The sequence below is a fragment of the Streptomyces sp. NPDC088732 genome, from assembly GCF_044751205.1.
In the GTDB taxonomy this organism is placed as follows: Bacteria; Actinomycetota; Actinomycetes; order Streptomycetales; family Streptomycetaceae; genus Actinacidiphila.
The window spans coordinates 30,875-57,780 of sequence record NZ_JBIVLI010000028.1; the positions used below are offsets into that span (position 1 = coordinate 30,875).

The following is a 26,906-nucleotide window of genomic DNA, read 5'->3' on the forward strand; positions in this document are numbered from 1 at the left end:
GGAAGGATGAGCGTCCGTCGTCGACCCGCCGCGCCCCGGCGGGTCAACGACGGACGCGGCGACGCGCGCCGCGGACGAGTTGCCGGGCCGCGAGGTGTCCCGAGCCGCCGCCGAGGCCGGGTCCGGGGTGGGTGGAGGAGCCGATGTGCCACAGCCCGGGTACGGGCGTGGCGTGCCGGGGCGCACTGGGCAGCGGGCGCCACAGCAGGCTCTGGTCGAGTTCCGCCGAGCCCCCGTACGGGTCGCCGGCCACCGCGTTGGGGTTGTACGCGGCCAGGTCGGAGGGGGTGACGGCGTCCCAGGCGACCACCTTGCCGGGCAGGTCGGGTGCGTGCCGGGCGATGCGCTCCAGCACCCGGTCGACGTAGCCCTCGGTCAGGGACTTCGTCCAGCCGCCGGTGACGTCCAGTTCACCGGCCGCGTCGCCGACCGGCGCGTAGGGCAGTTCCTGGAGCTGGATCCACAGGGCCGCGGCACCCTGCGGCACCCGCGACGGGTCGAGCACGTACTGCTGGCCGACGACCACCGTGGGCCTGCGCGGCAGCAGCCCGGCCTCGGCCTCCGCGCACGCCATTCCCGTGCTCGCGGACCCGTCGCTCAGGTGCAGCACCGGCAGCCCGGCCAGGCGGTCGTCCCGCCAGCCGGGCGGGGCGGAGAGCGCGACGTGGATCTGCATCGCGGCGCGGCCGTAGCGGTAGCGCCGCGCCTGCCCGCGGACCGCGGGCGGCAGCGGGACGTCCTGCGGCAGCAGCTCCCCGTACAGCGCGGTCGGGGTCACCGAGGCGAGGACGGCGCGGCGCGCGTGGATGGTCTCGTCACCGCTGATCACCCCGGTGACGCGGCCGCCGGTCACGAGCAGCCGCCGCACCGGCTGCCCGGTGCGGACGTCGACGCCCATCTCGGCGAGCAGCGTCTCGAAGGCGCGGACGAGGTTGCGGACGCCGCCCGCCACCACCGGCAGGCCGAAGCCGTGCAGCGAGGACGCCACCACGGGCAGGAGAAGGCCGCCGCCGGCGTGGTCCGGGCACAGGCCCGTGTGCAGCAGCCACGGCGTCCACAGCAGGTCCGCCTCGTCGCCGTGGAACGTACTGCGGCAGTACGAGCGGCCACTGGTGAGCGCGGCGCGCAGCCAGGCCTCGGTGCCGGTGAACCGTTCCCGGCGCACCATCTTCGCGATGTTCTTCAGCATCCCCGGCGAGCGGGGTTCTCCGCCGAGCATGCCGCCGATGGCGTCGGCGTTGTCGAGGAACCGGCGCAGCATGGCGAGGTAGGCGGCGCGGTCCTCGGCGCGGGCGAACGCCTCCGCCGTCACCACGGCGTCGCGGTGGGCGAGGACGGCGCGGCCGTCGTCGGCGACGGTGCCCGTGACGAAGCCGTCGGTGTTGCGGAACTCCAGACCGTGCCGGTGCAGATCCTCCCCGAGGGCGGCGTAGGCCGGTCCGGACACGAAGAGCGGCTGCCACGAGGCATAGGTGTCGTGCAGGAAGCCGGGGACGGTCCGCTCCTCGGTGGCGAGGAAGCCGCCCAGCCGCTCGCCCCCTTCCACCAGGGCCACCGACCAGCCCTCCTTGGCCAGTTCGGTGGCGGCGACGAGGCCGTTCACACCGGAACCGACGACGACGGCATCGACCGTGCGGGGCATCAGTGCTCCTCGGGTTCGTCGCTGGGGCGAGGCCTCCAGCCTGCACGCCCCGTCACGGCGCCGCACCCGGACAGCGGGGGCGGCGGTGGGGCGGAGCGCGCGACGCCCCGTTCCTCTGCGTCCGGCGTCCGGGCGCGCCACACTCGTTGACACAGCCGTTCACGAAAGCCGATCGATGACCACCGAAGACCTCAGCAAGCCCGCGATCCTCCTGGTCCACGGCGCCTGGCACGGGGCCTGGTGCTGGGAGGCGCTCGTTCCCGAGCTCACCGCGCTGGGATGGCGTGCGGCCACCGTGGACCTGCCGAGCGCGTCCGCCGACCCCGCGGACAACGCCGGGATGTACGACGACGCGCGCGCCGTCCGCGAGCGGCTCGCGGCCCTCGACGGCCCGGTGACCGTCCTGGCGCACTCCTACGGCGGCCTGCCCGTCACGGAGGCCGCCGCGCACGCGTCCAACGTCTCCCGCCTGGTGTACCTGGCCGCTTTCCTGGTCGACGAGGGTGTCTCGCTCGCCGCAGTGAGCAAGGGGCAGCTCACCCCCGGCGCCGGCGGCACCGTGCCCCCGCCCGAGGATGCGGGCGGCGTCCTCTACGGTGGCGTCGCCCCGCAGGACGCCGACCGCGCCGCCGCCCGGCTGACGCCGCACACCCTGAAGTCCTTCAGCGAGCCGCTCACCGAAGCCGGGTGGAAGTCGGTGCCCTCCAGCTACATCGTCTGCGAGGACGACAACGCGCTGGCTCCGGCCTTCCAGGAGACGATGGCCCTGCGCGCCGAGCGGTCGCACCGGCGCGCGTGGAGTCACTCCCCCTTCCTGTCGGCACCCGCCGAGCTGGCCGCGCTGATCACCTTCGACGCCGGCCGCTGACCGGCCGCCGACGGCCGCCGGGTCTCGGCCGCCCCCATGCCCGCGACCGCGGCCAGCAGGATCGCCGTGCCCAGCACGGTCGCGGGCCCCGGCCGCTCGCCGAGGACCGCGATCGCGACCACCGTGGCCGAGACGGGCTCGATGAGGGCGATCACCGAGACCGTGGCCGGCCGCAGGACCGCCGCGCCCGCGAAGTACAGCCCGTACGCGAGCGCGGTGGGCACCGCGGCGACGTACAGCAGCAGCGGCAGCGCGACGGTCAGCGCGTCGTGGCGCGGCAGCGGCCCCTCGGCCGCGGCGAGCGGCAACACCACCGAGGCGCAGACCGCGAAGGACCACAGCGACGCCGACGCGGGGTCCTCGGCCTGCCCGCGGCGGGCGGCGTGCCGGGTCAGCAGGGTGACGGCGGCGTAGCCCGCCCCGGAGGCCAGCGCGAGGGCGACGCCGCCCGGGCGCACGGTCGCGTCGCCGCCTCCGCCCAGAACGATGACGGCGAGTCCGGCCAGGGCCGCGGTGACGCCCCAGGCGCCGCCGCGGCCGATGCGTTCGCCGGTCCACAGCCGCTCGCCGAGCGCGATGAGCACGGGCCCGGATCCAAGGGTGACGACCGTGGCGACGGCGAGGCCGGTGGCGGCGACGGCCATGAAGTACGCGGTCTGAAAGACCGTCAGCCCGAGACCGATGAGCAGCGTGCGCGCGCCGGGGCGGCGCGGCCGAGTCGCGCCCGGGGCCGCGCGGGCGGCGAGCAGCAGCACGCAGCCGCCGACCGAGCGCCAGAAGGTGAGGGCGAAGGGGCCGAGCCCGGTGCGGTCGTACAGCACGGAGGCGGCGGCGCCCGCGGTGCCCCACGCGGTGGCGGCGAGGGTGACGTAGAGCAGGCCCCGCCGGACCGGCAGGGCAGGGGACATGGACACGAGGGTGCTCCCGCGGAAGGAATGAGGTGGTCGTGGGCTCCCGTGTGCGGGCAGCGGCCACCTGCCCGGGGACGTGCCCGGGCCGGGTCTTCCGTGGGTGCGCCGTCCGCCTTAAGCGGCGGGCGGCGGGGGGAGAACGGTGTGTCGCACGGCACCGACCCTATACGAGCCGCGCCGTGTCCTGGGGCGCGTCGGCGGCGTCCTCGCCGGCCGCCGGGACCGCGGCGGCGACCACGGTCGTCGCCCCGCGCTTCTTCGCGGTCTGGGCGACGAAGGCGCCCGCGAGGACGAGGACGCCGCCGAGGACCTGCGGGACGCCCAGGTGCTCGTCGAGCAGGATCCAGGCGAGGACCGTGCCGACGACCGCTTCCAGGCAGGCGACGACACCGGCGACCTGCGGCGACAGCCGCCGCACGGCGAGCACGCCGGTGAGGTAGGCGACGACGGTGGCCACCAGCACGATCCAGCCGACGAGCAGCAGCGCGGGCACGGACACCTCGCCCATGTCGGCGCGGTGGGTGAGCACGGTCCAGTCCATCCGCCAGGGGCGGGAGGTGACGGTCAGGACGAGGGCGCCGATGAGCAGCCCGTACGCGATCACGGCGACGGGGTCGGGGGCGTCCTCGCCGTCGCTGCCGTGGTCGGCCAGGACGAAGTAGCTGACCTGGCAGCAGGCGGCCCCGAAGGCGAGCGCGAGGCCCAGCGGGTCGAAGGCCAGCCCCGACCACACCTCGACCACGGCGGCCATGCCGCCCACGGCGAGCACCACGCCGACGGCCGCGGCCCTGCTGACCGCCTTGCGCTGCACGAAGCGCACCCAGCCGAGCAGCAGCGCGGGGCCAAGGAACTCCACGAGGATCGCGACGCCGACGGGGATGCGCGATATGGCCGCGAAGTAGAAGGCCTGCACACCCGCGACACCGAGCAGCCCGAAGCCGGCCAGCACCGCGGGGCGGCGCAGCAGCAGGGTGCGGTGGCGCAGGACGACGGGCAGCATGATGAGCGCGGCGCCGGCCACGCGCAGCCAGACCACGTGCAGCGGGTCCAGCCCCGCCTCGATCAGCGGCTTGGCCGCGACCCCCGAACCACCGAACGCGAACGCCGAGACGAGCGCGAGTCCGAGCCCGGTGTTCCTCCCCTGAGACACATGCATCGGGCCATGATGTCAGCTCACGACAGGACCGTCACCCCAGTAGCGACTGTCGTCACCGGCGCGTTGGGCCGGTGGACGCGCCGGCAGCCGTTCGGGGTCCACTCCGGCGGCGCGCAGCACCTCCACGGCCCGGCAGGCGGGGTCGGCCAGCAGTGCCGCCAGCAGGTCGCCGCCGTCGGCCTGCGCCACACCGCGTTCATGGGCGCGGGCGACCGCGGCGCCGATCGCCGTGGTGGCCGCCGGGCTCCAGCCGGGCGCGCCGAGGGGGGTGAGCACGGACAGGGCGCCGGAGTCCTCGACGGCGTCGCGCCACCGCATGCCGTAACCGATGCTGCGCTGCACGAGGTAGCCCAGGACGCGGGCCGCCTGCCCGCCGCCCGCCGCTCCGTCGACCGCCTCGCGGGCCCGCGGGTCGTTCTCCAGCAGGGAGTGCAGCAGATGCGCGGTGTCGACGCGGTCGTCGCCGTCGCGCACCGCGCGGCGCCGCGCCCCGGCGGTCACGGAGCGCAGCTCCACCGTGAGCCGCAAGTCGTCCCTGTGCACGGTTCCCACCCCATCAGTTCTGCCGTCGCGCGGCATCGGCGCGCGGGGCCATTCGTCACTCCTCCCGCGGGTGGGCACACGCGGGCGACCGGTCCTCCTGAGGGATGACGGCGGCGGCCGGCGTCTCAGGGCCAGAGCAGACCCCGCGTCCAGACCCCGGGCGCCGCCGGATCGCGTGCGTAGCGCAGCCGGATGTGGCGGCCCGCGGGTCCGGCCTGCCAGAACTCGGCCTCGTCGGCGGCGAGCCGGTAGACGGTGTGCCCCTCGGGGACGTCCTCCGGGGCGGCGGCGATGTGCGCGGTGGCGCGCCGCCTGGCCTCCTCGTACGCCTCCGGGCCGTCCAGCGGCGCGCTCATCACGCCGGTGAAACCGGCGGCCCTGGAGGGCTCGCGGCGGCCGAGGAAGTCACGGCGTGCGGTGTCCCGGTCCAGGATCTCCACCGGCCCTGCCACCCTGATCTGCCGGCCGTGCCGGGGCCAGTACCAGGTGAGCGCGGCGTACGGGCGCTCCGCCAGGTCGCGGCCTTTCCGGCTGACCGCCTCGGAGGCGAAGTCGAAGGCGCAGCGCTCGACGTCGACGCCGCGCAGCAGGAGCACCCGGGCCGAGGGGCGGCCGTCGGCACCTGCCGTGGCAAGGGTCATGACATGCGGCTCCGGCACCCCGTCGTCCAGGGCGCGGGCCAACCAGCGGGCGAACACCGGTCCGGGCGCGGGCCCGGCGCCGGCCGGGTCGAAGCCGGGGAGCGGGCCCGCCAGCACGGGGGCGGAACGCATGCGTTCGCGCAGGGAGTCGGCGGTCACGGGGTCGTCCTGGCCGGTCTCGCCGCGGACGCCGGGCTTGTCGTCGGTCACGTCGTGATCCTCACACGCCACCGCCCGGCGCACACACGGTGCACCGGGCGGCCGCGCGCCTGTCCCCCTGTCAGGCCGGGAGGTGGAACTGCTGGTTGGTGCCGCCGGCGCAGGTCCAGATCTGCAGCCGGGCCGCGTTGGCCGTCGACTTGTCCGTGACGTCGAGGCACTTGCCGGACGCGGGGTTCACCAGGGTGTCGCCGGTGCCGCGCTGCCAGACCTGGGCGCCGGTGCCGTTGCAGTCGTACAGCTGCACCTTGGTGCCGTTGGCGGTGCCGGCCGCGGTGAGGTCCATGCACTTGCCGAGGGCGCGGATGGTGCCGTCGGTGCCCACGGTCCACTGCTGGGCGGTGGTGCCGTTGCAGTCGTACATCTGGACGGCGGTGCCGTTGGCGCTGCTCGCGGCGGCGACGTCGACGCACTTGCCGCCGAGGCCGGTGATCTGTCCGGTGGAGCCGGTGGGCGGCGGGGTCGTGCCGCCTCCGGTGACGGTGTTGAAGATGCTGGAGAACTGCCAGGCGCTCTGCGGGGTGCCGCTGCAGGAGTCGGACAGCTGGCCGTTGGTGGCGCAGGCCTTGTCGCGGCCGACCGCCCAGAAGGCGAGTTCCTGGATGCCCTTGGACTTGGCGAAGTTGGCGAGCGTGGTGGCGTTGCCGGTGCTGAAGGTCTCGGCGGTGGTGTCGTTGACCCCGATCATCGGGGTGTTGCCCTCCATCGCCCACAGCTGCGCGTCGGTCTTGGTGGTCCAGATCGCGCCGAGCTGGTTGCGCAGCGCGGTGGCGGCGTCGGTGGCGGCCTTGCCCATGTCCATGGCCGGTCCGTAGTCCATCGTCATGATGTTGACGAGGTTGACGTTCAGCCCGTTGCTCTTGGCGTTGTTCAGCAGGCTGATCGAGTTGGACTCCAGGCCGGTCGGGTTGACCGGGAGCGTGTACTGCACGTCGAGCTTGCGGCCGGCGGCGGCGTACTCCTGCTGGAGCTGGGCCAGCGCCTTGTTGCGGCGGTCGTTGGCAGCGGTGTTGTCGAGCTGGCCGCCCTCGACGTCGAGGTCGATGCGGGTCAGGTTGAGGGCGTCGACGACCTTCTTGTACTGCGCCTTCAGCGAGGCCACGCTCGTACAGGAGACGCCGATCTCGGTGCCGGAGGCGCCGCCGAAGGAGGCGATGACGTCGCCGCCGGCGGACCGCAGGGAGTTGATCGCCGAGGTCCAGCCGGCGTCGGTGACCGGTGTGTCGCCGTTGAACATGGCGTTGCAGCCGCCGCCGTCGATGACGAAGGCCAGCGTGAAGTACTTCAGGCCGGTGGCGTTGCGGGCGTTGGCCATCGCCGAGGGCGAGTTCCAGGTCTCGACGTACGGCGCGGCGTACTGGGCGGGGAAGCCGGGGCCGGGGTTGGCGGCGGCGCTCGCCGAGCCGCCGGTGGCGACGACGGCGGTGGCGGCCATGGCCAGGACGGCGGGGGCGGCTGCGAGGGCTCTGACGGCGGTCTTCAGCACAGGACGACTCCTGTCGTGGGCGCGGGTGGGGTGCGCGCTGTGGGGGGTGGTGCGCCGCGGGGACGGCGTGGGGGGCTTGCCAGCTGTTCATGTAGGTGAACAACACCCCACTACATGAACAGCTGATGGCCGATGACGGTATGGACTAGACCAGCTCCGCGTCAACCCCCTGCGCCCGTGGGAATCCACGGGCCGTCAGGGCACCGCCGGGTGGACGCGGGCGCGCCGGGGAGCGGGGCCGCCGCCGCCGTGCGCACGGCGGCCCCGCCTCGGCCGGGTCCCTCCTGGCTAGGGACCCGAGACCAGGTTGGCCACGTTGGTACCGGAGTTGGACGGTCCTCCGGTGTTGTTGATCACGTGGCTGATGGTGCCGGTGCCGCCGAGCGAGACGGTCACCATGTCGTGGAAGCGGACCCCGGACACGGCCGGCGCCTCGAAGGCGCGGTCGGCGACCACGGACGGGTTGACGTTGAAGTAGCAGTAGCTGCCCAGGCCCCATGCCTCGTGGCTGGTGACGGAGGGGCTGACCTTGTAGGCGTCGTAGCCGCGCACCGAACCGTTCATCCAGGAGCCCTGGTTGGGCGGGTCGTACGGCATCTCGTTCTGGAAGAAGTACGTGCGGCCGCCGTTGCCGTTCCAGATCACCTGGTGCTGCTGGTAGTGCTCCACGAACAGGCCGTACATCGTCACGTTGGTGCCGTTGACGATCAGGCCGTTGGTGGCGGTGTTGCTGGTCCAGCCGACGCCGCTGCCGTGGTCGGCGCGCCACAGCCACATGTGGTCGCCGATGACGTCGGAGCTGTTGACCACCAGGCTCTGCGTGGCCTTGCCGACGCCCGCGCCGCCGATGCGGAAGAACACGTCGTGCAGCGAGGTCGGGTCGGCGGTGTGCCGCGCGGCGGAGCCGGCCGGGCCGACCTGCATCAATGTCTGCGAGTTGGTCGTGCCGGCGTCGATCAGCAGACCGGCGATCTTCACGCCGTCCACATCGGCCACGTTGACGGCCGTGATGCCGTTGTCCGGGACGATGGTCGCCAGGCCCAGGCCCAGCACCACGGTGTCGGCCCGGTTGATGTTGAGCGTCTGGTTGAGGTGGTAGACGCCCGGCGTGAACAGCAGGTTCTTGCCCTGGGCGAGCGCGCCGTTGATGTCGGTCGCGGTGGCGCCGGGCTTGACGATGAAGAACTGGTCGATCGGCAGCGAGCTGCCCGCCGGGCTGCCGCCCGCCCAGCTCGTGCCCTGGGTGTTGGTGCGCAGCGCCGGGACGAAGACCTGGTAGGCACCGGCCGAGTCCACGTACAGGAACGGCTTCTCACGCGTCACCGGGGACTGCGCGACCGTGGTGTAGGGCGGGTTCGGGAAGGTGTTCGCGGGTGCGTTGACGTCCCCGACGAAGACCATGTTCCAGTTGGAACCGGTCCAGCTGCCCCACTGGCTGTTGCGCGACAGCCACTGCTGCTGCGAGCCGGAGCGCACCTGTCCGTCGATCTTGGAGTCGGCGATCAGACCGCCGCTCGACCAGCCGCCGTCGTCCAGCTGCAGGTTGCCGCGGACGTGCATGCGCCGGTACGGGGCCGCCTGCGAGACCGCCCAGCGGTCGGTGCCGCTCGACGGGTTGACGGAGAGGTTCTCGGCCGAACGCCAGAAGTTCTGGGTGGCGTTGCCCTGGAACCAGTCGGCCTCGGCGTGGACCGCGCCGTTGATGGTGACGTCGTCCGGCGACAGACCGAGGCCCGCGACCTGGGTGTAGAAGCCGACGTTGGCATCGACGTTGTAGCTGCCCGGCTTGAACAGCAGGGCGTAGCGCTGCGAGCCGAACTGGTTGGACTCCTGCTGGCCGAAGACCTGGCTGAGCCTGCTCTGGATGGAGGCCGAGGACATCGACGGGTCGAAGACGGAGACGTTGGGGCCGAAGTCGGGGGTGCCCGGCGGGTTCTGCGGGCCGTCGGTGGACCCGAGGCTGAAGGACTGGGCGGCGGTGCCGTTGCAGGTGTACTGCTGCATGCGCGCGGCGTCCGCGGTGGACGCCGACGGCACGTCGAGGCACTTGCCGCTGTTGCGGTTGACGAAGTGGAAGGTGCCGCCGGTCTCCTCCACCGGCAGCCACTGCTGGTTGGCGCCGCTGGAGTAGGACCAGAGCTGGATCGGGGCGCCGTCGGCGGTGGAGACGTCGGTGACGTCCCACGACTTGGTCGCGTCGTTGCGGTTGTTGACCCGCACGTATCCGTCGCTCGTGGCCTGGAACTGCCACTGCTGCGCGGTGGTGCCGTTGCAGGCGTACTGCTGCACGGCGGTGCCGTTGGCGGTGGCCGCCGCGGCCGCGTCGACACACTTGCCGCTGTGCTTGGCGGCGACCGTCACCCAGCCGGTGGGGACGGCGGCCTGGGCCTGGGGGGCGAGTACGACGGCGGACAGGCCCGAGGCGACCAGCGCGCCGAGGGCGAACGGTATGACGCGGCGCCGGATCCGGCTGCGGCCGGGGGCGTCCGGAGACGGTGCTCCGAGGATTCTCATGGATGCTCCTGTGCCGCGCGGGGCGCGGCGCCGTGGGGGGCGGGCATGCCGAATCGGGCGGCGGCATGCAGGAGTGTGAGGTGCTGTGCGGGGTGCGAAGAACTGACACGGGCTTCACCGGACGGGCAACGTCCGGCTGCGACAGCGGCTGAAAGGTCTGGACAACCTTTCTTCACGGCGTGAAGTTAGGCTCATGGAAGGGACACGTCAAGAGGTGGCGCTACGGATTCCGAACTCGCGCCGATCCGTGGTAAAGACTCGACTCCCCCCGCACACGCGGTGTTTGAGCAGCCCAAACACCGGGCACCCGGGGGTCCCCCGGCAGCGCCGGCCGTCGGCGCACGCTGATCAACACTTGAAGACAGACCCCCGCGCGGCGTCACGCGCGGCTCCGGCGCCCGCGACCGGTACCGCACCGACTGGTCTGTACCAAAGTCTTGACGGGGACCTTCTTTCACTCCTTAAATCACAACGTTGACAAAGGTCTCCCCACGGATCCCCCCACCGCGCCACCGTTCAACGCCGTGCCCCGCCCTTCACCCTCACCGGCGCCCCCACCCACGCACGCCGACACGGGAAGGACCCCCCATGACCGCTCTCACCACCGCAGGCCGGCGCGCCGCCGGCCGGCTGTTACTGCTGCTCGCCGTGCTCCTCGGCGTCACCGCCGCCCCCGCCGTCACCGGCCACGGCGCCGCGGCCGCCACCCCGTTCAAGGTGATCGCCTTCTACAACGGCACCTACGACGCGGCCCACATCAACTTCGTCGGCGAGGCCAACCGCTGGTTCCCGCAGCAGGCCGCCGCCAACGGCTTCACGTACACCTCGACCAACAACTGGAACCTGCTGGCCGACAGCAACGCGCTGAAGCAGTACCAGGTCGTCCTCTTCCTCGACGACGCACCGCAGACGGCCGCCCAGCGCGCCGGCTTCGAGTCCTACATGCGCGGCGGCGGCGGCTGGCTGGGCTTCCACGTCTCGGCGTTCACGACCAGCGCGTCCAGCTGGCCCTGGTACTACAACCAGTTCCTGGGCAGTGGGAACTTCGCCACGAACACTTGGGGCCCCACCACCGCCGTGCTGCGCGTCGAGGACCGCACCCACCCCTCGACCGTGCACCTGCCCGCGACGTTCACCTCGGCCGTCAGCGAGTGGTACAGCTGGAGCAACGACCTGCGCACCAACCCGGACATCGACATCCTGGCGTCCGTCGACCCGGTCAGCTTCCCGCTGGGCACGGACCCCAACCAGTCCTGGTACAGCGGCTACTACCCGATCCTGTGGACCAACAACAAGTACCGGATGCTGTACGCCAACTTCGGCCACAACGCGATGAACTACGACACGAACACCGGACTGTCGTCGACCTTCGCGAGCGCCACCCAGAACACCTTCCTGCTCGACGGCCTCAAGTGGCTCGGCACCGGCTCCACCGGCGACCCGACACCGCCCACCGGCACCCTGCCCAGCGGCTGGGCGACCGTCGCCGCCAAGCACAGCGGCAAGTGCGTGGACGCCGCCGCGGCGGCCACCGCCAACGGCACCGCCGTGCAGCAGTACACCTGCAACGGCACCACCGCGCAGGACTGGCAGTTCCAGGCGACCAGTGGCGGCTACTACCGCATCAACAACCGCAACGACGCGACCAAGTCATGGGACGTCACCGACGTCTCCACCGCCGACGCCGCCAAGATCCAGCTCTGGTCGTACTCGGGCGGCGCCAACCAGCAGTGGCTGCCGGTGGAGGAGACCGGCGGCACCTTCCACTTCGTCAACCGCAACAGCGGCAAGTGCCTCGACGTGCCGTCGGCGTCCACCGCGGACGCCGCGCGCATGCAGCAGTACACCTGCAACGGCACCGCCGCGCAGTCCTTCCAGCTGACCGCCCGGTCCTGACACCGGGCGGTCGCGTCAGGCCGTCCGTACCCCGTAACCGGGTACGGACGGCCAGCGCACCGTCAGCACGACGGACTCCTCCTCCGCGTGCCAGGAGTGGTCCACCCCGCGCCCCCACACCACGTAGTCGCCCTGCTCGGCGAGCACCACGGTGCGCCCCGGCAGCTCGACCCGGAACCGCCCGCTGATCAGCACCAGCAGGGCCGTGCGGGCCTCACCTCGCACCCACGCCGCGCGCTCGTCGCCCTTCGGGTGCACCCCCCACTTGATCTCCACGTCCGTGCTGTGCCGGGGGTCGCCGGCCTCCTTGAAGTGGCCCAGGAGCCATCCGCGGTCCAAGGCCGCGTCCCGGCCCGCGTTGCCCACGTACACGCTGTCGTCCATGGCCGGACGCTAACATCCCGCAGGCCGGAGGCCTGCTCCCGCACACCGCCTCAGCGGAAGGCGGCGGCGTTGCGCGCCGCCCAGGCGGCGAACGGCGCCGCGGGGCGGCCCAGCAGTGCCTCGGTGTCGGGGCTGACGCGCCGCTCCCCGGGCAGCGGCTCGCCCAGGATGTCCAAGGTACCGTCCGCGACGGCCTCGGGCATGAAGCGCAGCAGGCCCGACCGGGCCTCCTCCCGGCCCAGTTCGACGAAGCGCAGCGGCGTGCCCAGCGCTTCCCCGATCGCCGCCGCCTGCTCGCGCGGCGAGACGGGCACGGGGCCCGTCACCTCGTAGGTGCGTCCCGCGTGGGAGCCGTCGCGCAGGACGACCGCCGCGGCCGCGGCGATGTCGGCGGGGTCGACGACGGGGAGCGCGACGTCCGCGAAGGGCGCGGCGACCGTGCGCGCCGTGCGCACCGACTCCGCCCAGGCGAAGGCGTTGGAGGCGAAACCGCCGCCGCGCAGGATCGTCCAATCGGTGCCGGACTCGCGCACCGCGGCCTCGAAGGCGCGCAGCGGTTCGTGCGAGACCGCCTGCGGGCGGGTGCCGGCGGCCTGCGAGGAGAGCAGCACGACGCGGCGCACCCCGGCCGCCTTGGCGGCGCCGACGAGGTCGTACGGCCGGCCGCCGGGCCTCAGAAGCTCCCCGGCCGGCAGGAGGAACAGCGTCTCGGCGCCGTCCAGCGCCTCGCGCAGTTCCTCCGGGGCCGTCAGGTCGACCTTCCTATGGCGTACTCCGGAGGGGAGTGCGCCGAGCGCGGGACTCCGGCGGGAGAGCGCGGTCACCTGTTCCCCCGCCGCGGCGAGGGCGCGGACCAGCGGCTGTCCGACGTTCCCGGTGGCACCTGTTACTGCGATCATCTTCAGCTCCGTATCGACGAGTTGACTGCGACGGGACGAAGCTAACAGCGCAGGTATAGTAGGTACCTAGAAGATAGTGACTATGCCGAACGCTGCCGAGTCCTCACGGAGTCGCCCCGATGAGCAGCCCGTCCGCCCGCAGCGCCCCGTCCCCGGCCGCCGACCCCGCGCTGGCCTGCCCGATCAGCCCGGTCGTCGACCTGGTCTTCAGCCGCTGGACCACCCCGATCCTGTGGACCCTGCACGCCCACGGCCGGCAGCGCTTCGTGGAACTCCAGCGCCGCATCGGCTCGGTCACCCCGAAGGTCCTGACACAGCGGCTGCGCCAACTGGAGCGCGACGGCCTGGTGATCCGCACGTACCACCCCGAGGTGCCGCCCCGCGTCGAGTACGAGATCAGCGAACTGGGCGGCAGCCTGGCCCCGTTGTTCGCGTCGCTCGCGCACTGGTCGCAGGAGCACATGGGCGACGTGGACGAGGCGCGGGCCGCGTACGACGACGACACGCGCTGACCCGCGCCGACACGCCGGACGCCGGGGACCACGGGGGCGGTGCGGCCCGCGGTCCCCGGCGCGCCGCACCTAACGCAGCACCACGTCGGCGCTCTTGTCCCCCGCGGTGAAGGTGTACGTGCCCCGCTCGACGCGCGGCGTTCCCGAGCCGTCGATGTCCCCGGGAGTCACCGCGAGCGCGCTCTTGGCGAAGTCCAGCCGAACGGTGCGGTGCTCGCCCGCCCTCAGGTGGACCTTCGTGAACGCCACCAGCTTGCGCGCGGGCGCCAGCACGTCGCTGACCGGCCGCGACGCGTAGACCGGGACCACCAGGTCACCGTCGCGCGCACCGGTGTTGGAGACCGTCACCTTGACGCCCTTGGTGTCGGCGGTGAGGGCGTCGAAGCTGTACGTGGTGTAGGACAGGCCCGCGCCGAAGGCGTAGAGCGGGTCGTAGGACGACTCCGGACCGCCGTTGGTGCCCGGCAGCTGCTGGTAGTACATCGGCTCGTCGCCGATGTTCCGCGGCCAGGACACTGGCATCCGGCCGCTCGGGTTCACCTTGCCGAAGAGCACGTCGGCGACGGCGTGGCCGCCCTCGGTGCCCGGCAGCCAGGACATCAGCAGGCCCTGCGTGCCCTCGGCGTCGCCCAGCACCAGCGGGCGCCCGGCCACGACGACCGTGACGACCGGCTTGCCGCTCGCCTTCAAGGACTTCACCAGCGCCTGCTGATCGGCCGTCAGCTCCGGCCGCGGGCTGTCCGCGGCACCCTCGGCGGCGGCCTTCTCGCCGACCACGACGATCGTGAGGTCCGCGTTCTTCGCCTGGGCGACGGCGTCGTCGGCGGTCTTGGCCTGCACCACCTCGGTACCGGCGGGCGCGGCCTCGCGGATGCCCTTGAGGATGGTCGTGCCGGGCAGCGTCACCCCGTCGGGCACGCCCTGCCAGCCGATGGTCCAGCCACCCGCCTGGTCGTTGATGTCGTCGGCGTAGGAACCGGCGACGACGATCCGCTTGGCGGAGGGGCTCACCGGCAGCACGCCGCCCTCGTTGCGCAGCAGCACCTGCGACTCGGCGGCGGCGGTGCGCGCCAGGCCCGCGTCGGCGCCGTTCACCGCGGCGTCGGCCTTGGCGGCGTCGACGTACGGGTGCTCGAACAGGCCGAGTTCGAACTTCATCTTGAGGATGCGGCTCACGGCCTCGTCGATCCGCCGCTGCGATACCAGGCGGCGGTCCACGGCGGTTCGCAGGCCCTGGCTCCACTCCTTGGCGAAGTACGGCTCCATGGCCATGTCGAGGCCCGCGTTGACGGCCAGCGCGATCGCCTCGGGGTAGTCGGCGGCGATCTTGTAGCGGGTCTGCAGCGCGCGGACGTCCTCCCAGTCGCTGACGGTCACGCCCTTGAAGCCCCACTGCTGCCGCAGCACCTTGGTGAGCAGATACGTCGACGCGGTGGCCGGAACGCCGTTGACGGCGCCGGAGTTGACCATGACGGACTTGGCGCCGGACTGCACGGCCTGCTTGTACGAGGGCAGCAGGGTGTCCTGGAGATAGCGGATCGAGACGTCGGCGGGCACGCGGTCGTGGCCGTTGGCCGGTTCGGAGTAGCCGCCGAAGTGCTTGACGGTGGCGGCCACCCGCTTGGCGCCCTTGGCGTGCTCGGCGCCGTCGACCGCGGCGGCGGCCAGGGTGCCGGCGAGCAGCGGGTCCTCTCCGTACGTCTCGTAGTAGCGGCCCCACCGCTGGTCGCGGGCGAGGTCGGCGACGGGGGCGAAGTTCCAGTCGATGCCGGTGGCGGCGACGGCGCGGGCCGTGGCGGCGGAGGAGTCGTGCACCGTGCCCGGGTCCCAGGTGGCGCCGAGGCCGATCTGGTGCGGGAAGATCGTGGCACCGAGCACGTTGTTGTGCCCGTGCACCCCGTCCACGCCGTACACGATCGGAATGTGCAGCCGTGAGTTGGTGATGGCGTACTTCTGCACGGCGTTGACCATCGTGGCCCAGTCCTGCGGGGTGTTCTTGGCGGGGGCCATGCCGCCGCCGGAGATCACCGAGCCGACCGGGTAGTCGGCGAGGACGGTCTTCATGCAGCTCTCGTTGAGCGCGCCGCCGCTCCATTCGCAGTCGCCCTGGATCCGGGCGACGGCGATCTGGTCCATCTGGCCGATCTTCTCGTCCAGCGTCATGCGCTTGAGGAGGTCCTTCACGCGCAGGTCCACCGGGGCGCCGGCCCGCGTGTAGAGCGGGCCGTCGGCTTGGGCGGGCACGGACGCGACGGCAGCGGCGCAGGCGGCCGCCGTCACGAGGACGACGAGGTTTCTCAGTCGTGAGCGAGTGAGGCGTGTGCGCGGTTCGTTCGCAGGCATCGCAGGCATCCCGTTCCTGTCCGGCCCCGTCGGGGGCACTGGCCGTAAACGTTTCCGGCTGCTGTCGCCCCTAGAGCCTGACGCTGACATGACATACCGTCAAGACGTGAGCGTGCCGCGAAATCCCGGAGACCAGACCCCCGTCCCCCCGCCCCAGGGCGCCACCGCCGTCACCCTGCGCGAACTGGCCCGGCGCAGCGGGGTGTCCACCGCGACGGTCTCCCGTGCGCTCAACGACCGGGCCGACGTCAGCCGGGCCACCCGCGAACGCATCCGCCGGCTCGCCGGCGAACTCGGCTACGCCCCCAACGAACCGGCCCGCACCCTGGTCCGCCGCCGCTCGGACACCATCGGCCTGCTGTGGGACACCTGGCACGAGTCCCAGGGACTGCACCACCCCTTCCTGCAAGGGCTGCTGAGCTCGGTGCGCACCGCCCTGTCCGACGCCGGCTACCACCTGATGCTGCTGACGACGGCCGGCCCCGGCGATCCCGACGGGGTGTACGTCCAGGCCGTGCGCCGGCACAGTCTGGAGGGCGTCATCGTCATGGGGCGCCCCGCCGACGACCGCGCCCTGCGTGTGCTCGCCGCCTCCGGGACCCCCTGCGCCGGGCTCGACGTCGCCCTCGACGGCCCGCGCACCGCGAGCGTCGCCTCCGACAACGCCGCCGGCGCCGAAACGGCCGTCGCCCATCTGCACGCCCTCGGCCACCGCAGGATCGCCACCGTCACCGGGCCGCCCGAACTCCCGCCCGCCGCCGGGCGACTGGCCGGCTTCCGCTCCGCGTGCGCCCGCCTCGGGCTCCCCGCACCCGAGGAGTACGTGGTCACCGGCGACTTCTTCCTGGAGAGCGGCCGCCGCGCCGTGCACCGCCTGCTCGCCCTGCCCGAGCCCCCGACCGCGCTGTTCGCGGCGGGCGACCTCATGGCCGTCGGCGCCCTGCGCGCCGCCACCGAGGCCGGCCGGTCCGTACCGCGCGACCTGGCCGTGGTCGGCTTCGACGACATCGACGCCGCGACCCTCGTCAGCCCCGCGCTGACCACCGTCGCACAGGACCGCAACGCCCTCGGCGCCGCCGCCGTCGCCGCGCTGCGCGACCTGCTCGGCCCGGGCCCGGCGGAGCATCCCGCCTCCTCGGTCGTGCCGACCCGCCTGGTGGTCCGCGGCAGCTGCGGGGCCGCTTCGACCTGACCGCACGTCACCCTTCCGTCGTGATTGCGGCATTCACACGGTGTGCCCGGGTACGTATGCGTCATGAGCCCGAGCCGCCCCGCCGCCCGCCCGCTGGCCGCGATCCTCGCCGTCGCCGCCGTGACCGCCCTCACCGCGTGCGACCCGGCGGACGACGGCACCAGCGACCGGCCCTCCGGGAACCGCACCACCACCCCCGCCGCGGTCGCCGACCTGCCCGACCTGCGCGGCATGGAGTTGCAGGCCGCCCAGGACCGGGCGCAGTCACTCGGCTTCCATCGGCTGGACTCGCACGACTCCGCGGGCCGGGGGCGCGAGCAGATCTGGGACCGCGACTGGAAGGTCTGCTTCCAGAGCCCCGCCCCGGGCCGCCGCCCCACGCGGACCACCGTCGACCTCGGCACGGTCAAGCTCGCCGAGACCTGCCCCGGGAGCGACGCGAGCGCGCCCCCGACGGCCGGCAGCACGATGCCGGACCTGACGGGCACCTCCCTGAACGTGGCGCGCCGGGCCCTGCCCTCCATGACGAGCATCACGGCGGAGGACGTGTCCGGCAAGAAGCGCTACATCCTCCTGGAGAGCAACTGGCAGGTGTGCTCGCAGACCCCCGCGCCCGGCGCCGCGCTGCACGGACAGCCCGTCTCGTTCAAGGCCGTGAAATTCGGCGAGCGCTGCCCCTGACACCCCCCTCCCACCCATCACCACCTTGACAGGTGACGCACATGCATGCGAAGGTCGTCACTCTTCCAGCAGGTGATGGGCGAGGAGAGGCTTCGTGAGGCATGGCTGAACGACGGAAGCGCGCCGCGGAGGCCGACGGCCCGCCGGTGGCGCGACGCACCATGCTCGCCATGCTCGGCGCGGGAGCCGCCGGCCTCGCCGCCGCCCCCTGGGCGCAGCGCGGGTGGGAGAAGTTCCTCGGCGCGGCCTCCCAGGTCGACCCCACCGGGCTCACCGGGGTGCTGCCCAACCCCGGGGGCTTTCGCTACTACAGCGTCGTGGGATCCGTGCCGCGCAAGGACGCCACGAACTACCGGCTGCGAGTGAACGGCCTCGTCGACCGCCCGAGGACGTACACCCTCGGCGACCTGCGCGCCCTGCCGCAGACCCGGATCGTCCACGACGTGCGGTGCACGGACGGCTGGCGGGTGGCCGACACCCCGTTCACCGGAGTGCGGCTCGCGGACCTCCTCGACGCGGCCGGCGTGCACGCGGACGGCGCCGCGGTCCACTTCACCTGCTTCGACGGCGTCTACACCGAGAGCCTCACCCTCGACCAGGCCCGCCGCTCCGACGTCATGGTGGCGCTGACCATGCAGGGCAAGCCGATCAGCCACGAGCACGGCGGCCCCGTCCGGCTCTACGTGGCGCCCATGTACTTCTACAAATCGGCCAAGTGGCTGTCCGGGATCACCGTGACCGACCGGGTGATACCCGGCTACTGGGAGGAGTACGGCTATGCCGTCGACGGCTGGCTCGACGGAGCCGACCAGCGCGGCGACGCTGCCGCGGCCTGAACGCGCCGGACTCGTCGCCCGGTTCACCCGCGCCGAACGCCTGGTCCACCGGGCCACCGGCTGGCTGATGCTGCTCTGCGTGACGAGCGCGGCATGCCTCTACCTGGCCCCGCTGGCCCAGCTGGTCGGCCGCCGCCACCTGGTCGTCACCGTCCACGAGTGGTCGGGGATCCTGCTGCCGCTGCCCTTCCTGCTCGGCCTGGCCTCGCCGGCGTTCCGCGCCGACCTGCGCAGGCTGAACCGCTTCGCCCGGTACGACAGGCAGTGGCTGCGGGCGGTCCGAAAGCGCCTGACCTCACCGGAGGCGCGGCCGGCCGGCAAGTTCAACGCCGGGCAGAAGATCTACGCGGGCTGGATCGCCGGCGCCGTCCTGACCATGATGGCCACCGGCCTGCTGATGTGGTTCACGGGCGTGCTCCCCTCCGTCTCCCGCACCAGCGCGATCTTCGTGCACGACATCCTGGCCTGGGCCGCCGTCGCCGTCCTGTTCGGCCACATGCGGATGGCCTTCCGCGACCCGCAGGCCCGCCTCGGCATGCGCACGGGGTACGTGGAGCGGACCTGGGCCCGGCGGCTGCATCCGCGGTGGCTGGACGACGAGCACGCGCCTGAGGGGTTCGCACGGCCCCGTGGAGGGATCATCAGAGGGAAGGACCGCTGAAGCCCGCCTACCCCCAGGGAAGTCGCCATGTCCTACCCAGACCCCCGCTACTTCGGCGCGAAAGGCCAGGTCAGCGCGGCGTTCCGCCCCGCGTCCCCGGCGCCCGACACCGGGGTCGTCAGCTACGTGGCCACGCAGAAGGACACCGGCGGAGAGTTCGGCCTCTACAAGATCGACATGCCCCCGAGGAGCATGGGCGCCGCCGAACACTTCCACCGCACGATCTCCGAGTCCTTCTACGTCCTGTCCGGCGAGGTCCGCCTCTACAACGGCGACCGCTGGCTCACCGCGGGCCAGGGCGACTTCCTCCACGTACCGGTGGGCGGACTCCACGCCTTCCGGAACGACAGCGCCGACCCGGTGTCGCTGCTGCTGCTCTTCACCCCGGGCGCTCCCCGGGACGAGTACTTCGAGAAGGTCGCGGAGTACGCGCAGCGCAGCCGCGCGGAACTGAAGGCCTTCCGGATCAAGCACGACCAGTACGACACGGACTTGCTGGACGACTGACCCCGCGCGAGGACCGCCGGGCTCTCGCGCCCTGTCCCTTCAGGGCTGCGCACTCTCGGCTCCCGTGACCAACGGGCCCACAAGGCACCACGATCGGTCGGGACAGGCAGTTCACTCTTCGGCCACGATCCCGACTGATCGCAAGTGCGACCATGTGCGCATGCCGCTGCCCTACCCCGCCGATCTGGCATCTCTGGTGCTGCGCACCGACTTCAGCGACGACTCCGCCTGGTACGCCCTGCGAAGAACGATCGATGCCGCGGACGAAACAGCCGCAACCTACGTCGACGACCCACGTTACGCGGGCGTGAGCGTGCAAGCCCTGGTCGGCGAAGATGCCGCAGCCGACGAGGACGAGAAGATCACGTACGTGTTCCTCGCGGATGCCCGCACCATGACCGATCCGGCGCACCCTCTTCTCGCCGTCGACCTCTACGACGAGCCCGGCCGGAGTTTTCGCGTACCGGCCGAGTGGTACTTCGAAATCTCCGCCAACCTGAGCATCGCCAACATGGACTTCGCCGACTTCGCCGACTCCACGGACGACACCGGCACCTTCCGCGGCTGCTGACAGCGGCGCCGTTCGGCAACCGCCCGGGCAAGCCCGCGGGCGCGGGACGGTCGTCATTCGGGGCTCCCGCGGGCCGGAACCCGGTCCTGCACCTCCAGCTACTGCCCGGTGCTCTGCCTTCCGGAAGTACATGTCCAGTTCCGACCGCGCGCGGCAGCACGGCTGTCCCACTGGCCGGGCAACCGGAGCCCGGTCAGACCGTCCACGTTGCCGAGTTGTCCCAGGGGAACAAGGGCATGGGAGGATCACAGCTGTGGAGGCCACGTCCCTGAGCTCGCCGAGACCGCCGTGGGTGGTCTTTGCCTACGGGAATGACTCGTGGTTGACCAATGAGCTCTCCGAGCTCGTGGAACGCGGAGGCCTCGTCTTCAGGATCGACGGCCGCGAACTGATACATCCGATGGCGCTGTTCCGGGTGTTCGCTCGTGAGCTCTCGTTCGCCGACTACTTCGGCCACAACTGGGACGCGCTCGCAGACTGCCTGCAGGACTGGCACGGCCCGGGCCACGGTGAACTGGACGTCGCCGTCGTCATCGATGACGCCGATGGCCTGCTGGACGCCGACTTTCTCGGCCTGTTCGTGTCGGTGCTGTGCCAGGCGGCATGGCAGGCGAATCTCCGACTCGACGCTGACGGGATGGCGGACGTGACAACGCCGCGGTTCGCCCTTCACTTCGTATTCGCGCTGCGGCGGACGCCGCCGGCCTGCTTCACCGAGGCAGTCAGGACAGGCATGGATGTCGTCACTTCTCTGTCCGGTCGACGCCTGACCGCCACGCTTGCCGGTGAAGACTGGCCCGGGGCCCTTCCGTCCACCGGTTGCCCGTAGAGCTGCGAGGCGGGTAGATCCTCGACGTCACGCGATAGAAGGCTGTTCTCATGGGTCGCCGCTACTACTTCACGAGTAATTGTCAATAGTCGCGGACGAGTTCTGAGCCTTACCGGTTACTTGGCGTCGACAGCCGGCCGTGAGACTGCTTGGCCTCTCACCTCGATACGGCATCCAGCGATATCCGGTTGGAACGGAACGTAGTCCGTGATGCAGCGGTGCGCCCCGCAGTCATTCAAGACCGAAGCGGATCAACTGGACAATCAAAAAGCCCGCGACGAGGAACTGCGTCACCGCCGTGACCCACATGCGCTCGCTCCAGGCCGCCGCCGCAATGATTCCGGCACTCGCGGTGACCAGCCCGTAGCTTGTCGGTCCGAGCCACTCCGCGTGCGCTCCCCCGAACTCGATCAGCATCAGCACAAGGCCCGTCCCGAGCATGGTCGCGGCTTCGCAAACCACCAGGATCACAGCGACAACCGCGTCTCCGAACCACTTGCCGTAGCGTCTCCACGCGTCACTCACATGCGCAGCGTTCACCGGGAATGTCGCATTCACCGCTGCGGACCCCGTACTGAGACCGGACCGAGACTGCGTCGAAGCCCTATGCGTGGCCCCAGCCCACCAGGGCCATCGCGGTAAGGGCCGTCGTGGAGGGTGCGCCGGCATCCGCGATGCGGGGAGGGCAGGACAACCCTGCGCGATACTTGAGCTGTGGCGTGGTTCGAGCAGGCCCAGCCTGCGGAACAGCGGCGAGATCAGGACACGGCCATCGCGCTGGTGAGCGCCCACGCCGAGTGCTACTCGACCCATCTGCGGCACATGGATTTGCTTGCCCGCGCGGGACGGCTACCCGAACTCGCGGAGCGCGCACTTACGGATGTTCACGCACGTCGGAGACTCAACGGAGCCCTTCGCGAGCGGGAGATGGAAGCGGCCCTGCACAAGCCCGCGCCAAGGATCGACCACTGCTGACCGCACCGTCCCGGTGAACGCGCGGGCGGAGGGCGGGACGGCCCGCTACTCCGCGTCGAACGGGAGCAGGCAGATGGGGCATGTCGCCGCCCGCTGCGCCCGCGCGGGCGCCTCAATCCAGACGATCGTCGAAACCGCGAGGACGGCCAGCGCGCCCACCAGGCCGAGCCACGTGGGTTTGACGAACAGCGGCCAGATGACGAGGACGCTCAGGTCGGTGACTTCCAGGAGTGACCGAAGGACGCGGACCTGGTGGAACAGGATCACGATCGCCACGACCACCGCTCCGGCCTGCTTCACCGCCAGGCTTCCGGCGGATTTGCCGGCCTTCTTGCGCACCACCGGCGGCACCCGCTGTTCGCAGCGACGGCAGTACCTCTCGATGTCCTCTACCACCTGCCCGGCCATGCCCCACCCCCAGCGCGATGTCCAGTCGTGCCGGATGGTCCCACCGTGTCCACACCCGGTCAACGGGCCTGCTCGGCAGGCAGTGAAGGGCCCCCAAGCCGCTGAGCCCGCGCATCCGTCACGGCTGCATCTCGACGCGGGCCTCCACGACGGCCGGAGGCTGATCCTCCCGGCGCGGCGCGCGGATCACGAGGACCGCGAGCAGGGCGGCGACGGCGGTGATGGCGGCCGCGACGGTCATGGCCGCGTTGTAGCCGGAGGTCAGTGCCTGGGGCAGGGCGTCGTGCGTGAGGGAGGCGGTCACGGTCGCGGCGGCGCCGGAGATGACAGCCAGGCCGAGTGCGCCTCCCGCTTGCTGGGAGGTGGCGATGAGCCCTGAGGTGACGCCTGCCCAGCGGGCCGGGACTCCGGCGGTGGCGGCGGCGTACATCGGGGCGAAGCTCATGCCGTAGCCGAGCGGCATGACCAGCAGCCCCGGCAGTACGTGCACGAGGTAACCGCCGTGCACGGGAAGGTGGCTGACCCACAGCATCCCGGCGACGACCAGGGCCGGGCCGAGGATCAGGAACCGCCGGAAGCCGAAGCGGCGGACCAGGCCGGCCATGCGGGTGGAGGTCAGGCCCAGGACGACGGGGAAGGGCAGGAAGGCCAGACCGGTGCGGACCGCGCTGTAGTGCTCGACGTCCTGCAGGTAGAGGGTGAGCAGGAAGAACATGCCGAGGTTGCCGGCGAAGACCGCGGCCATCATGCCGTTGGCGCCGCGGACGTTGCGGATCTTGAAGATGCCGAGGTCCACCAGCGGTTCGCGGGAGCGCCCCTCATTGATGACGAAGGCGGCGAGCAGGACCACGCAGGCGGCGAACCCGGTCAGGGTGCGCCCGTCGGTCCAGCCCCACGCGGGCGCCTGGCTGAAGGCGAGGACCCCCGCCATCAGGCCGGCGGTGGCCAGCACGGCGCCGGGTGCGTCCGGCAGGCCGCGGCGCCCGCTGCGCGCGGGCCGGTGGTCGGGGACGAGGCGGGGCACGAGTGCCAGGACGGCGAGGCCGACGGGGACGTTGATGAAGAAGTTCCAGCGCCATCCGGCGTATTGGGTCAGTACGCCGCCCAGGAGCAGTCCGACCGCGGCTCCGCCGGTGGCGACCATGGACCAGTGGCCCAGGGCGCGGGCGCGCTGGTGCCCGTCCGGGAAGAGCACCAGGACGGTGGACAGGGCCGCGGGGGACATGACGGCGGCGGCCAGGCCCTGCAGGCCGCGCAGCACGATGAGCAGCGGCACCGAAGAGTTGATCCCGATCAGGAACGAGACCGCGGTGAAGGCCGCCATGCCGGCGATCAGGGTGCGGCGGCGGCCGAACAGGTCGGCGGCCCGGCCGCCCAGCAGCAGGAAGCCGCCGAACGCGAGGACGTAAGCGGTGACCACCCACTGGATGGTGCTGTCGCCGAAGTCCAGTTCTCGTTTGATCACGGGCAGGGCGACGTTGATGATCGCGGTGTCCAGCACCACCATGAACTGGGCCGTCGCCACCAAGGCGAACACCGCCCAGGGGCCAGCAGCCCTGATTTTAGACATGGTCATGACACAGTCCTCGCTAGGGGGCTTCCGACGGCGTCACTCGGAAGCGGGAAGTAAAGGGAGCGGTCGGGCGCCCCGCGTCGTCACGAGGTTCGTCCGTCAGGGATTCCGGGTGGTCAGCCCAACCGGCCGCCGAGGACTTCGCCCTCGGACTCCAGTCGCTGCGCCTCGGCGTCGTCGCCGGCCTGCACGGCGCGCCAGTACGCGACCCGGTTGTCGATGTAGCGCTTGCGGGCCGCGAGGCGCCGCATCTCCGCCGCGAGCGCCTCGCCGTGCCCGGCCAGCATGTCGATCTTCATGGCGACCGTCTCGGGCGAGTGCCCGCGCGCCGCCATCAGCGCGCGCATCTCCTCGATCCCCAGGCCCGCGGCCCGCAGGTGCGCCAGTGACTCGATGCGGGTCAGGTCGGCACGGGTGTAGGCGCGGTGGCCGCTGGAAAGGTCGCGCGTCACCGGGTCGATCAGACCGATCTTCTCGTAGTACCGCAGTGTCCAGCCGCTCAGCCCGGTGATCCGGGAGACCTCCTGGACGCTCAGGACCGTCTCCGCCGCCGGCTGCGCGGTGTGCTCGCCCCCGACCGCCCGTGCTTCGTTCATGCATCGAGTATCAGGAACTTGGAGCGCTCCAAGTCAAGCGCCGACCGTCGCAGGCCGTACCGGCGCGGGTCGCGCCCCCGCCGGTCCGGCCACCGCCGCGCTGCGCGGCCACTCCGGCGGCGTCGAGAAGCCGGTGCATGTCCTCGACCGGCAGCGCCGGGTTCCCTGCGGCGTGGCCGGCCGTGTCGAGGTCGGCCGGCAGCACACGGACCCGCGCCAGGGGCATGCGGGGGTCGCGGGCGGCGCGCCGGCAGCACTCCCATTCCGGGTCCCGGGTGAACGCCTCCAGGGCTTCCGCGGTCAGCGCGGGATCGCGCAGGGCGAGGGGACGCCGCCCGGGATCCTCGGACGTCGCGAACCGGGCCGCGAGACCGGCGGCGGGGAACATCGGCCGTGTTGGGCGGATTCGGATCTGCGTTCGGGTCGAAGTGCCCGCAGGCCCGGGGCCCTTCCCGTCGGCCACGTTCACCGGGCCGGCGTGAGCGGACCGCTGGATAGCGGGAGGAAAGTCAGGCGTACACTGACCATCGCGCCGTGCCGCGATCCCGCGCGCGGGCGCACATCACGCAGGAGGTGCGCAGTGCCGTCCGGAAGGCAGGTCTCCGGTCCCACGGAGGACGACCCGAGCTGCTCCATCGAGCGAAGCCTGCAGATCCTCGGCGAGCGCTGGTCACTGCTGGTGCTGCGCGACATCTTCGGCGGGCGGCACCGGTTCGCCGAGATCCAGTCCTCGCTCGGCGTGGCACCCAATCTGCTCAGCACCCGGCTCAAGCTGCTCGTCGACGCCGGTGTGCTGTGCACGCGCACGTACCAGGAGCCCGGCAGCAGGCCGCGGCAGAGCTACCACCTCACGGAGGCCGGGGAGGAGTTGCAGGTGGTGCTGGCCGCACTCCAGCAGTGGGGCGACCGCCACCGTCCGCGCCCCTCGGGCCCGTCCGCGAAGCGGCGGACGCGTTCCACCAGCCGCCCCGTCCACGTCGGCTTCCTCGACGAGAACGGCCACGAGGTCCCCGGCACCGATGTGACCCTGCTGGGCGACAAGAGCGCCCGCGCCTGATCCCCCGCCCGCCGGCAGCGGGGCCTGCCCGCCGCCACGGCATGGCGTTCGGCCGAGTCCACCCTCGCGCCGGCCTGCGCTTCCATACTTCCGTACTTCCGTGCTGTGCGATTCCTCTCCCCCGGCGTTCACTCACCACCTTTGACACTTGTAGACCGGTCGTCTAGTTTTTTATAGGCGACCGGTCGACTAGTACGGTCGCCACCCCCCAACCCCGCACACACCAACGGAGCACCCCTGTGGCCACCCCCGTGAAGCTCGCGATCGTCTACTACTCCTCCACCGGCACCATCACCGAGATCGCCAGGGAGCTGTACGACGCCGCCCTGAAGACCGGCGCCGAGGTCCGCCTCGTCAAGGCCGCCGAGCTTGCCCCGCAGTCCGCGATCGACAGCAATCCCGCCTGGGCCGCCAACCACGCGGCGACCGCCGGGGTCCGGCACGCCACCCCCGAGGACGTCGAGTGGGCCGACGCCGTGATCTTCGGCACCCCGACCCGCTTCGGCAACGTCTCCTCGCAGCTCAAGCAGTTCATCGACACGCTCGGCGGCCTGTGGAGCCAGGGCAAGCTGGCCGACAAGGTCTACAGCGGCTTCGTCTCCAGCGCGACCGCGCACGCCGGCCAGGAGTCGACGCTGCTGGCGCTCTACAACTCCATCCACCACTTCGGCGGGATCACGGTCACCCCGGGCTTCACCGACCCGAGCAAGTTCGTGGACGGCAACCCCTACGGCACCTCCCACGTGGACGGCCAGGGCAGCAACCCCATCGACGACATCACGCGCACGGCCGCCCGCATCCAGGCCGAGCGCGTCGTGCGGCTGGCCGCACGGGTCAAGGCAGCCTGACCCTCGGCGCGAGTGCGCCGAGAGGTTCCCACGGGCCGGTGCCGCCTCGCAGGCGGCACCGGCCCATCTGACTTGCATAACTAAAGTTAGATGCCTAGCCTGGCACCACAAGGTGCGTTCGCGCCTGCGATCGAGCCCCGGACGGACTCGATGCCACC

At 72.0% G+C, this 26,906-nt stretch carries 28 protein-coding genes; 13 read left to right on the plus strand and 15 right to left on the minus strand.

The annotated features are described in order from the left end of the window. Positions 1-43: 43 nt before the first annotated feature. Positions 44-1,642: a phytoene desaturase family protein gene (locus ACIP9H_RS35510; protein ID WP_401594847.1), complete on the minus strand. Its 1,599-nt coding sequence runs from the start codon at positions 1,640-1,642 to the stop codon at positions 44-46. Positions 1,643-1,817: 175 nt separating this feature from the next. Here ACIP9H_RS35510 and ACIP9H_RS35515 point away from each other — a divergent pair, with 175 nt between their 5' ends. Beyond that, entirely contained in the window at positions 1,818-2,510 is a 693-nt protein-coding gene (locus ACIP9H_RS35515) for an alpha/beta fold hydrolase (protein ID WP_401594845.1), read from the plus strand. Here ACIP9H_RS35515 and ACIP9H_RS35520 read toward each other — a convergent pair. From ACIP9H_RS35520 to ACIP9H_RS35545, 6 genes are all read right to left on the minus strand, one after another. Then, complete coding sequence (locus ACIP9H_RS35520; protein WP_401594842.1) at positions 2,444-3,418, minus strand: DMT family transporter; 975 nt, start codon at positions 3,416-3,418, stop codon at positions 2,444-2,446. The two genes, ACIP9H_RS35515 and ACIP9H_RS35520, sit on opposite strands and share 67 nt — an antisense overlap. Before the next feature lie 166 nt (positions 3,419-3,584). After that, the gene (locus ACIP9H_RS35525) at positions 3,585-4,577 is read right to left on the minus strand and encodes an EamA family transporter (protein WP_401594839.1); all 993 of its coding nucleotides are present in this window, start codon (positions 4,575-4,577) and stop codon (positions 3,585-3,587) included. 12 nt (positions 4,578-4,589) lie between these two features. Next, complete coding sequence (locus ACIP9H_RS35530; RefSeq protein ID WP_401594836.1) at positions 4,590-5,156, minus strand: Clp protease N-terminal domain-containing protein; 567 nt, start codon at positions 5,154-5,156, stop codon at positions 4,590-4,592. An 89-nt stretch (positions 5,157-5,245) separates the two neighbouring features. Beyond that, positions 5,246-5,971, minus strand: a complete 726-nt coding sequence (locus tag ACIP9H_RS35535; protein ID WP_401594833.1) for a pyridoxal 5'-phosphate synthase — start codon at positions 5,969-5,971, stop codon at positions 5,246-5,248. A gap of 70 nt (positions 5,972-6,041) precedes the next feature. Beyond that, positions 6,042-7,466, minus strand: coding sequence for a ricin-type beta-trefoil lectin domain protein (locus ACIP9H_RS35540; RefSeq protein WP_401594831.1), 1,425 nt, complete (start codon positions 7,464-7,466; stop codon positions 6,042-6,044). Between the two features lie 288 nt (positions 7,467-7,754). Beyond that, positions 7,755-9,980, minus strand: a complete 2,226-nt coding sequence (locus ACIP9H_RS35545; protein WP_401963163.1) for an RICIN domain-containing protein — start codon at positions 9,978-9,980, stop codon at positions 7,755-7,757. A gap of 588 nt (positions 9,981-10,568) precedes the next feature. Here ACIP9H_RS35545 and ACIP9H_RS35550 point away from each other — a divergent pair. After that, complete coding sequence (locus ACIP9H_RS35550; protein WP_401963165.1) at positions 10,569-11,876, plus strand: ThuA domain-containing protein; 1,308 nt, start codon at positions 10,569-10,571, stop codon at positions 11,874-11,876. A gap of 15 nt (positions 11,877-11,891) precedes the next feature. Here ACIP9H_RS35550 and ACIP9H_RS35555 read toward each other — a convergent pair whose 3' ends face one another. Beyond that, positions 11,892-12,260: a signal peptidase I gene (locus ACIP9H_RS35555; protein WP_401963167.1), complete on the minus strand. Its 369-nt coding sequence runs from the start codon at positions 12,258-12,260 to the stop codon at positions 11,892-11,894. A 50-nt stretch (positions 12,261-12,310) separates the two neighbouring features. After that, the gene (locus ACIP9H_RS35560) at positions 12,311-13,159 is read right to left on the minus strand and encodes an NAD(P)H-binding protein (RefSeq protein ID WP_401594819.1); all 849 of its coding nucleotides are present in this window, start codon (positions 13,157-13,159) and stop codon (positions 12,311-12,313) included. Positions 13,160-13,278: 119 nt separating this feature from the next. On the opposite strand from ACIP9H_RS35560, the gene ACIP9H_RS35565 reads away from it, so the two are divergent. Next, the gene (locus ACIP9H_RS35565) at positions 13,279-13,671 is read left to right on the plus strand and encodes a winged helix-turn-helix transcriptional regulator (protein WP_401594817.1); all 393 of its coding nucleotides are present in this window, start codon (positions 13,279-13,281) and stop codon (positions 13,669-13,671) included. Positions 13,672-13,740: 69 nt separating this feature from the next. On the opposite strand, the gene ACIP9H_RS35570 is transcribed toward ACIP9H_RS35565, so the two are convergent. After that, on the minus strand, positions 13,741-15,915 hold the full coding sequence (locus ACIP9H_RS35570) for a glycoside hydrolase family 3 N-terminal domain-containing protein (RefSeq protein WP_401594815.1): 2,175 nt from the start codon (positions 15,913-15,915) through the stop codon (positions 13,741-13,743). A 205-nt stretch (positions 15,916-16,120) separates the two neighbouring features. Between ACIP9H_RS35570 and ACIP9H_RS35575 the strand changes: the two genes are divergently transcribed. The 7 genes from ACIP9H_RS35575 (at position 16,121) to ACIP9H_RS35605 (ending at position 21,291) form a co-directional block, all read left to right on the plus strand. Then, on the plus strand, positions 16,121-17,206 hold the full coding sequence (locus ACIP9H_RS35575; RefSeq protein ID WP_401963169.1) for a LacI family DNA-binding transcriptional regulator: 1,086 nt from the start codon (positions 16,121-16,123) through the stop codon (positions 17,204-17,206). Positions 17,207-17,269: 63 nt separating this feature from the next. Then, positions 17,270-17,887: a hypothetical protein gene (locus ACIP9H_RS35580; protein WP_401963171.1), complete on the plus strand. Its 618-nt coding sequence runs from the start codon at positions 17,270-17,272 to the stop codon at positions 17,885-17,887. A gap of 101 nt (positions 17,888-17,988) precedes the next feature. Further along, complete coding sequence (locus tag ACIP9H_RS35585; protein WP_401594806.1) at positions 17,989-18,723, plus strand: molybdopterin-dependent oxidoreductase; 735 nt, start codon at positions 17,989-17,991, stop codon at positions 18,721-18,723. Further along, a complete protein-coding gene (locus ACIP9H_RS35590; RefSeq protein ID WP_401594803.1) occupies positions 18,665-19,384 on the plus strand; it encodes a cytochrome b/b6 domain-containing protein in 720 nt (239 codons plus the stop codon). The genes ACIP9H_RS35585 and ACIP9H_RS35590 overlap by 59 nt, the downstream gene beginning before the upstream one ends. Before the next feature lie 27 nt (positions 19,385-19,411). Next, entirely contained in the window at positions 19,412-19,891 is a 480-nt protein-coding gene (locus tag ACIP9H_RS35595) for a cupin domain-containing protein (protein ID WP_401963173.1), read from the plus strand. Positions 19,892-20,051: 160 nt separating this feature from the next. Continuing rightward, positions 20,052-20,462 carry a DUF6924 domain-containing protein gene (locus tag ACIP9H_RS35600; RefSeq protein WP_401963175.1) on the plus strand — a complete coding sequence of 137 codons (411 nt, stop codon included), beginning with the start codon at positions 20,052-20,054 and terminating at the stop codon, positions 20,460-20,462. 322 nt (positions 20,463-20,784) lie between these two features. Beyond that, positions 20,785-21,291 (plus strand): barstar family protein, encoded by a 507-nt coding sequence (locus tag ACIP9H_RS35605; RefSeq protein ID WP_401963176.1) that lies wholly within the window; start codon positions 20,785-20,787, stop codon positions 21,289-21,291. A gap of 231 nt (positions 21,292-21,522) precedes the next feature. Here the strand turns inward: ACIP9H_RS35605 and ACIP9H_RS35610 are convergent, their stop codons facing one another. Continuing rightward, a complete protein-coding gene (locus tag ACIP9H_RS35610) occupies positions 21,523-21,816 on the minus strand; it encodes a hypothetical protein (RefSeq protein ID WP_401963178.1) in 294 nt (97 codons plus the stop codon). A gap of 189 nt (positions 21,817-22,005) precedes the next feature. On the opposite strand from ACIP9H_RS35610, the gene ACIP9H_RS35615 reads away from it, so the two are divergent. Continuing rightward, positions 22,006-22,266 (plus strand): hypothetical protein, encoded by a 261-nt coding sequence (locus ACIP9H_RS35615; RefSeq protein WP_401963180.1) that lies wholly within the window; start codon positions 22,006-22,008, stop codon positions 22,264-22,266. 45 nt (positions 22,267-22,311) lie between these two features. On the opposite strand, the gene ACIP9H_RS35620 is transcribed toward ACIP9H_RS35615, so the two are convergent. From ACIP9H_RS35620 to ACIP9H_RS35635, 4 genes are all read right to left on the minus strand, one after another. Then, positions 22,312-22,674 (minus strand): hypothetical protein, encoded by a 363-nt coding sequence (locus ACIP9H_RS35620; RefSeq protein WP_401963182.1) that lies wholly within the window; start codon positions 22,672-22,674, stop codon positions 22,312-22,314. A 118-nt stretch (positions 22,675-22,792) separates the two neighbouring features. Then, positions 22,793-24,250, minus strand: coding sequence for an MFS transporter (locus ACIP9H_RS35625; protein WP_401594782.1), 1,458 nt, complete (start codon positions 24,248-24,250; stop codon positions 22,793-22,795). A 113-nt stretch (positions 24,251-24,363) separates the two neighbouring features. Next, positions 24,364-24,843 carry a MerR family transcriptional regulator gene (locus ACIP9H_RS35630; protein WP_401963184.1) on the minus strand — a complete coding sequence of 160 codons (480 nt, stop codon included), beginning with the start codon at positions 24,841-24,843 and terminating at the stop codon, positions 24,364-24,366. Positions 24,844-24,853: 10 nt separating this feature from the next. Then, positions 24,854-25,231: a hypothetical protein gene (locus ACIP9H_RS35635; RefSeq protein ID WP_401963186.1), complete on the minus strand. Its 378-nt coding sequence runs from the start codon at positions 25,229-25,231 to the stop codon at positions 24,854-24,856. Between the two features lie 192 nt (positions 25,232-25,423). On the opposite strand from ACIP9H_RS35635, the gene ACIP9H_RS35640 reads away from it, so the two are divergent. Together ACIP9H_RS35640 and wrbA are read left to right on the plus strand one after the other, a co-directional pair. Further along, complete coding sequence (locus tag ACIP9H_RS35640) at positions 25,424-25,900, plus strand: winged helix-turn-helix transcriptional regulator (RefSeq protein WP_401594773.1); 477 nt, start codon at positions 25,424-25,426, stop codon at positions 25,898-25,900. A gap of 239 nt (positions 25,901-26,139) precedes the next feature. Then, on the plus strand, positions 26,140-26,748 hold the full coding sequence (wrbA, locus tag ACIP9H_RS35645; protein WP_401594771.1) for an NAD(P)H:quinone oxidoreductase: 609 nt from the start codon (positions 26,140-26,142) through the stop codon (positions 26,746-26,748). Positions 26,749-26,906 lie beyond the last annotated feature (158 nt).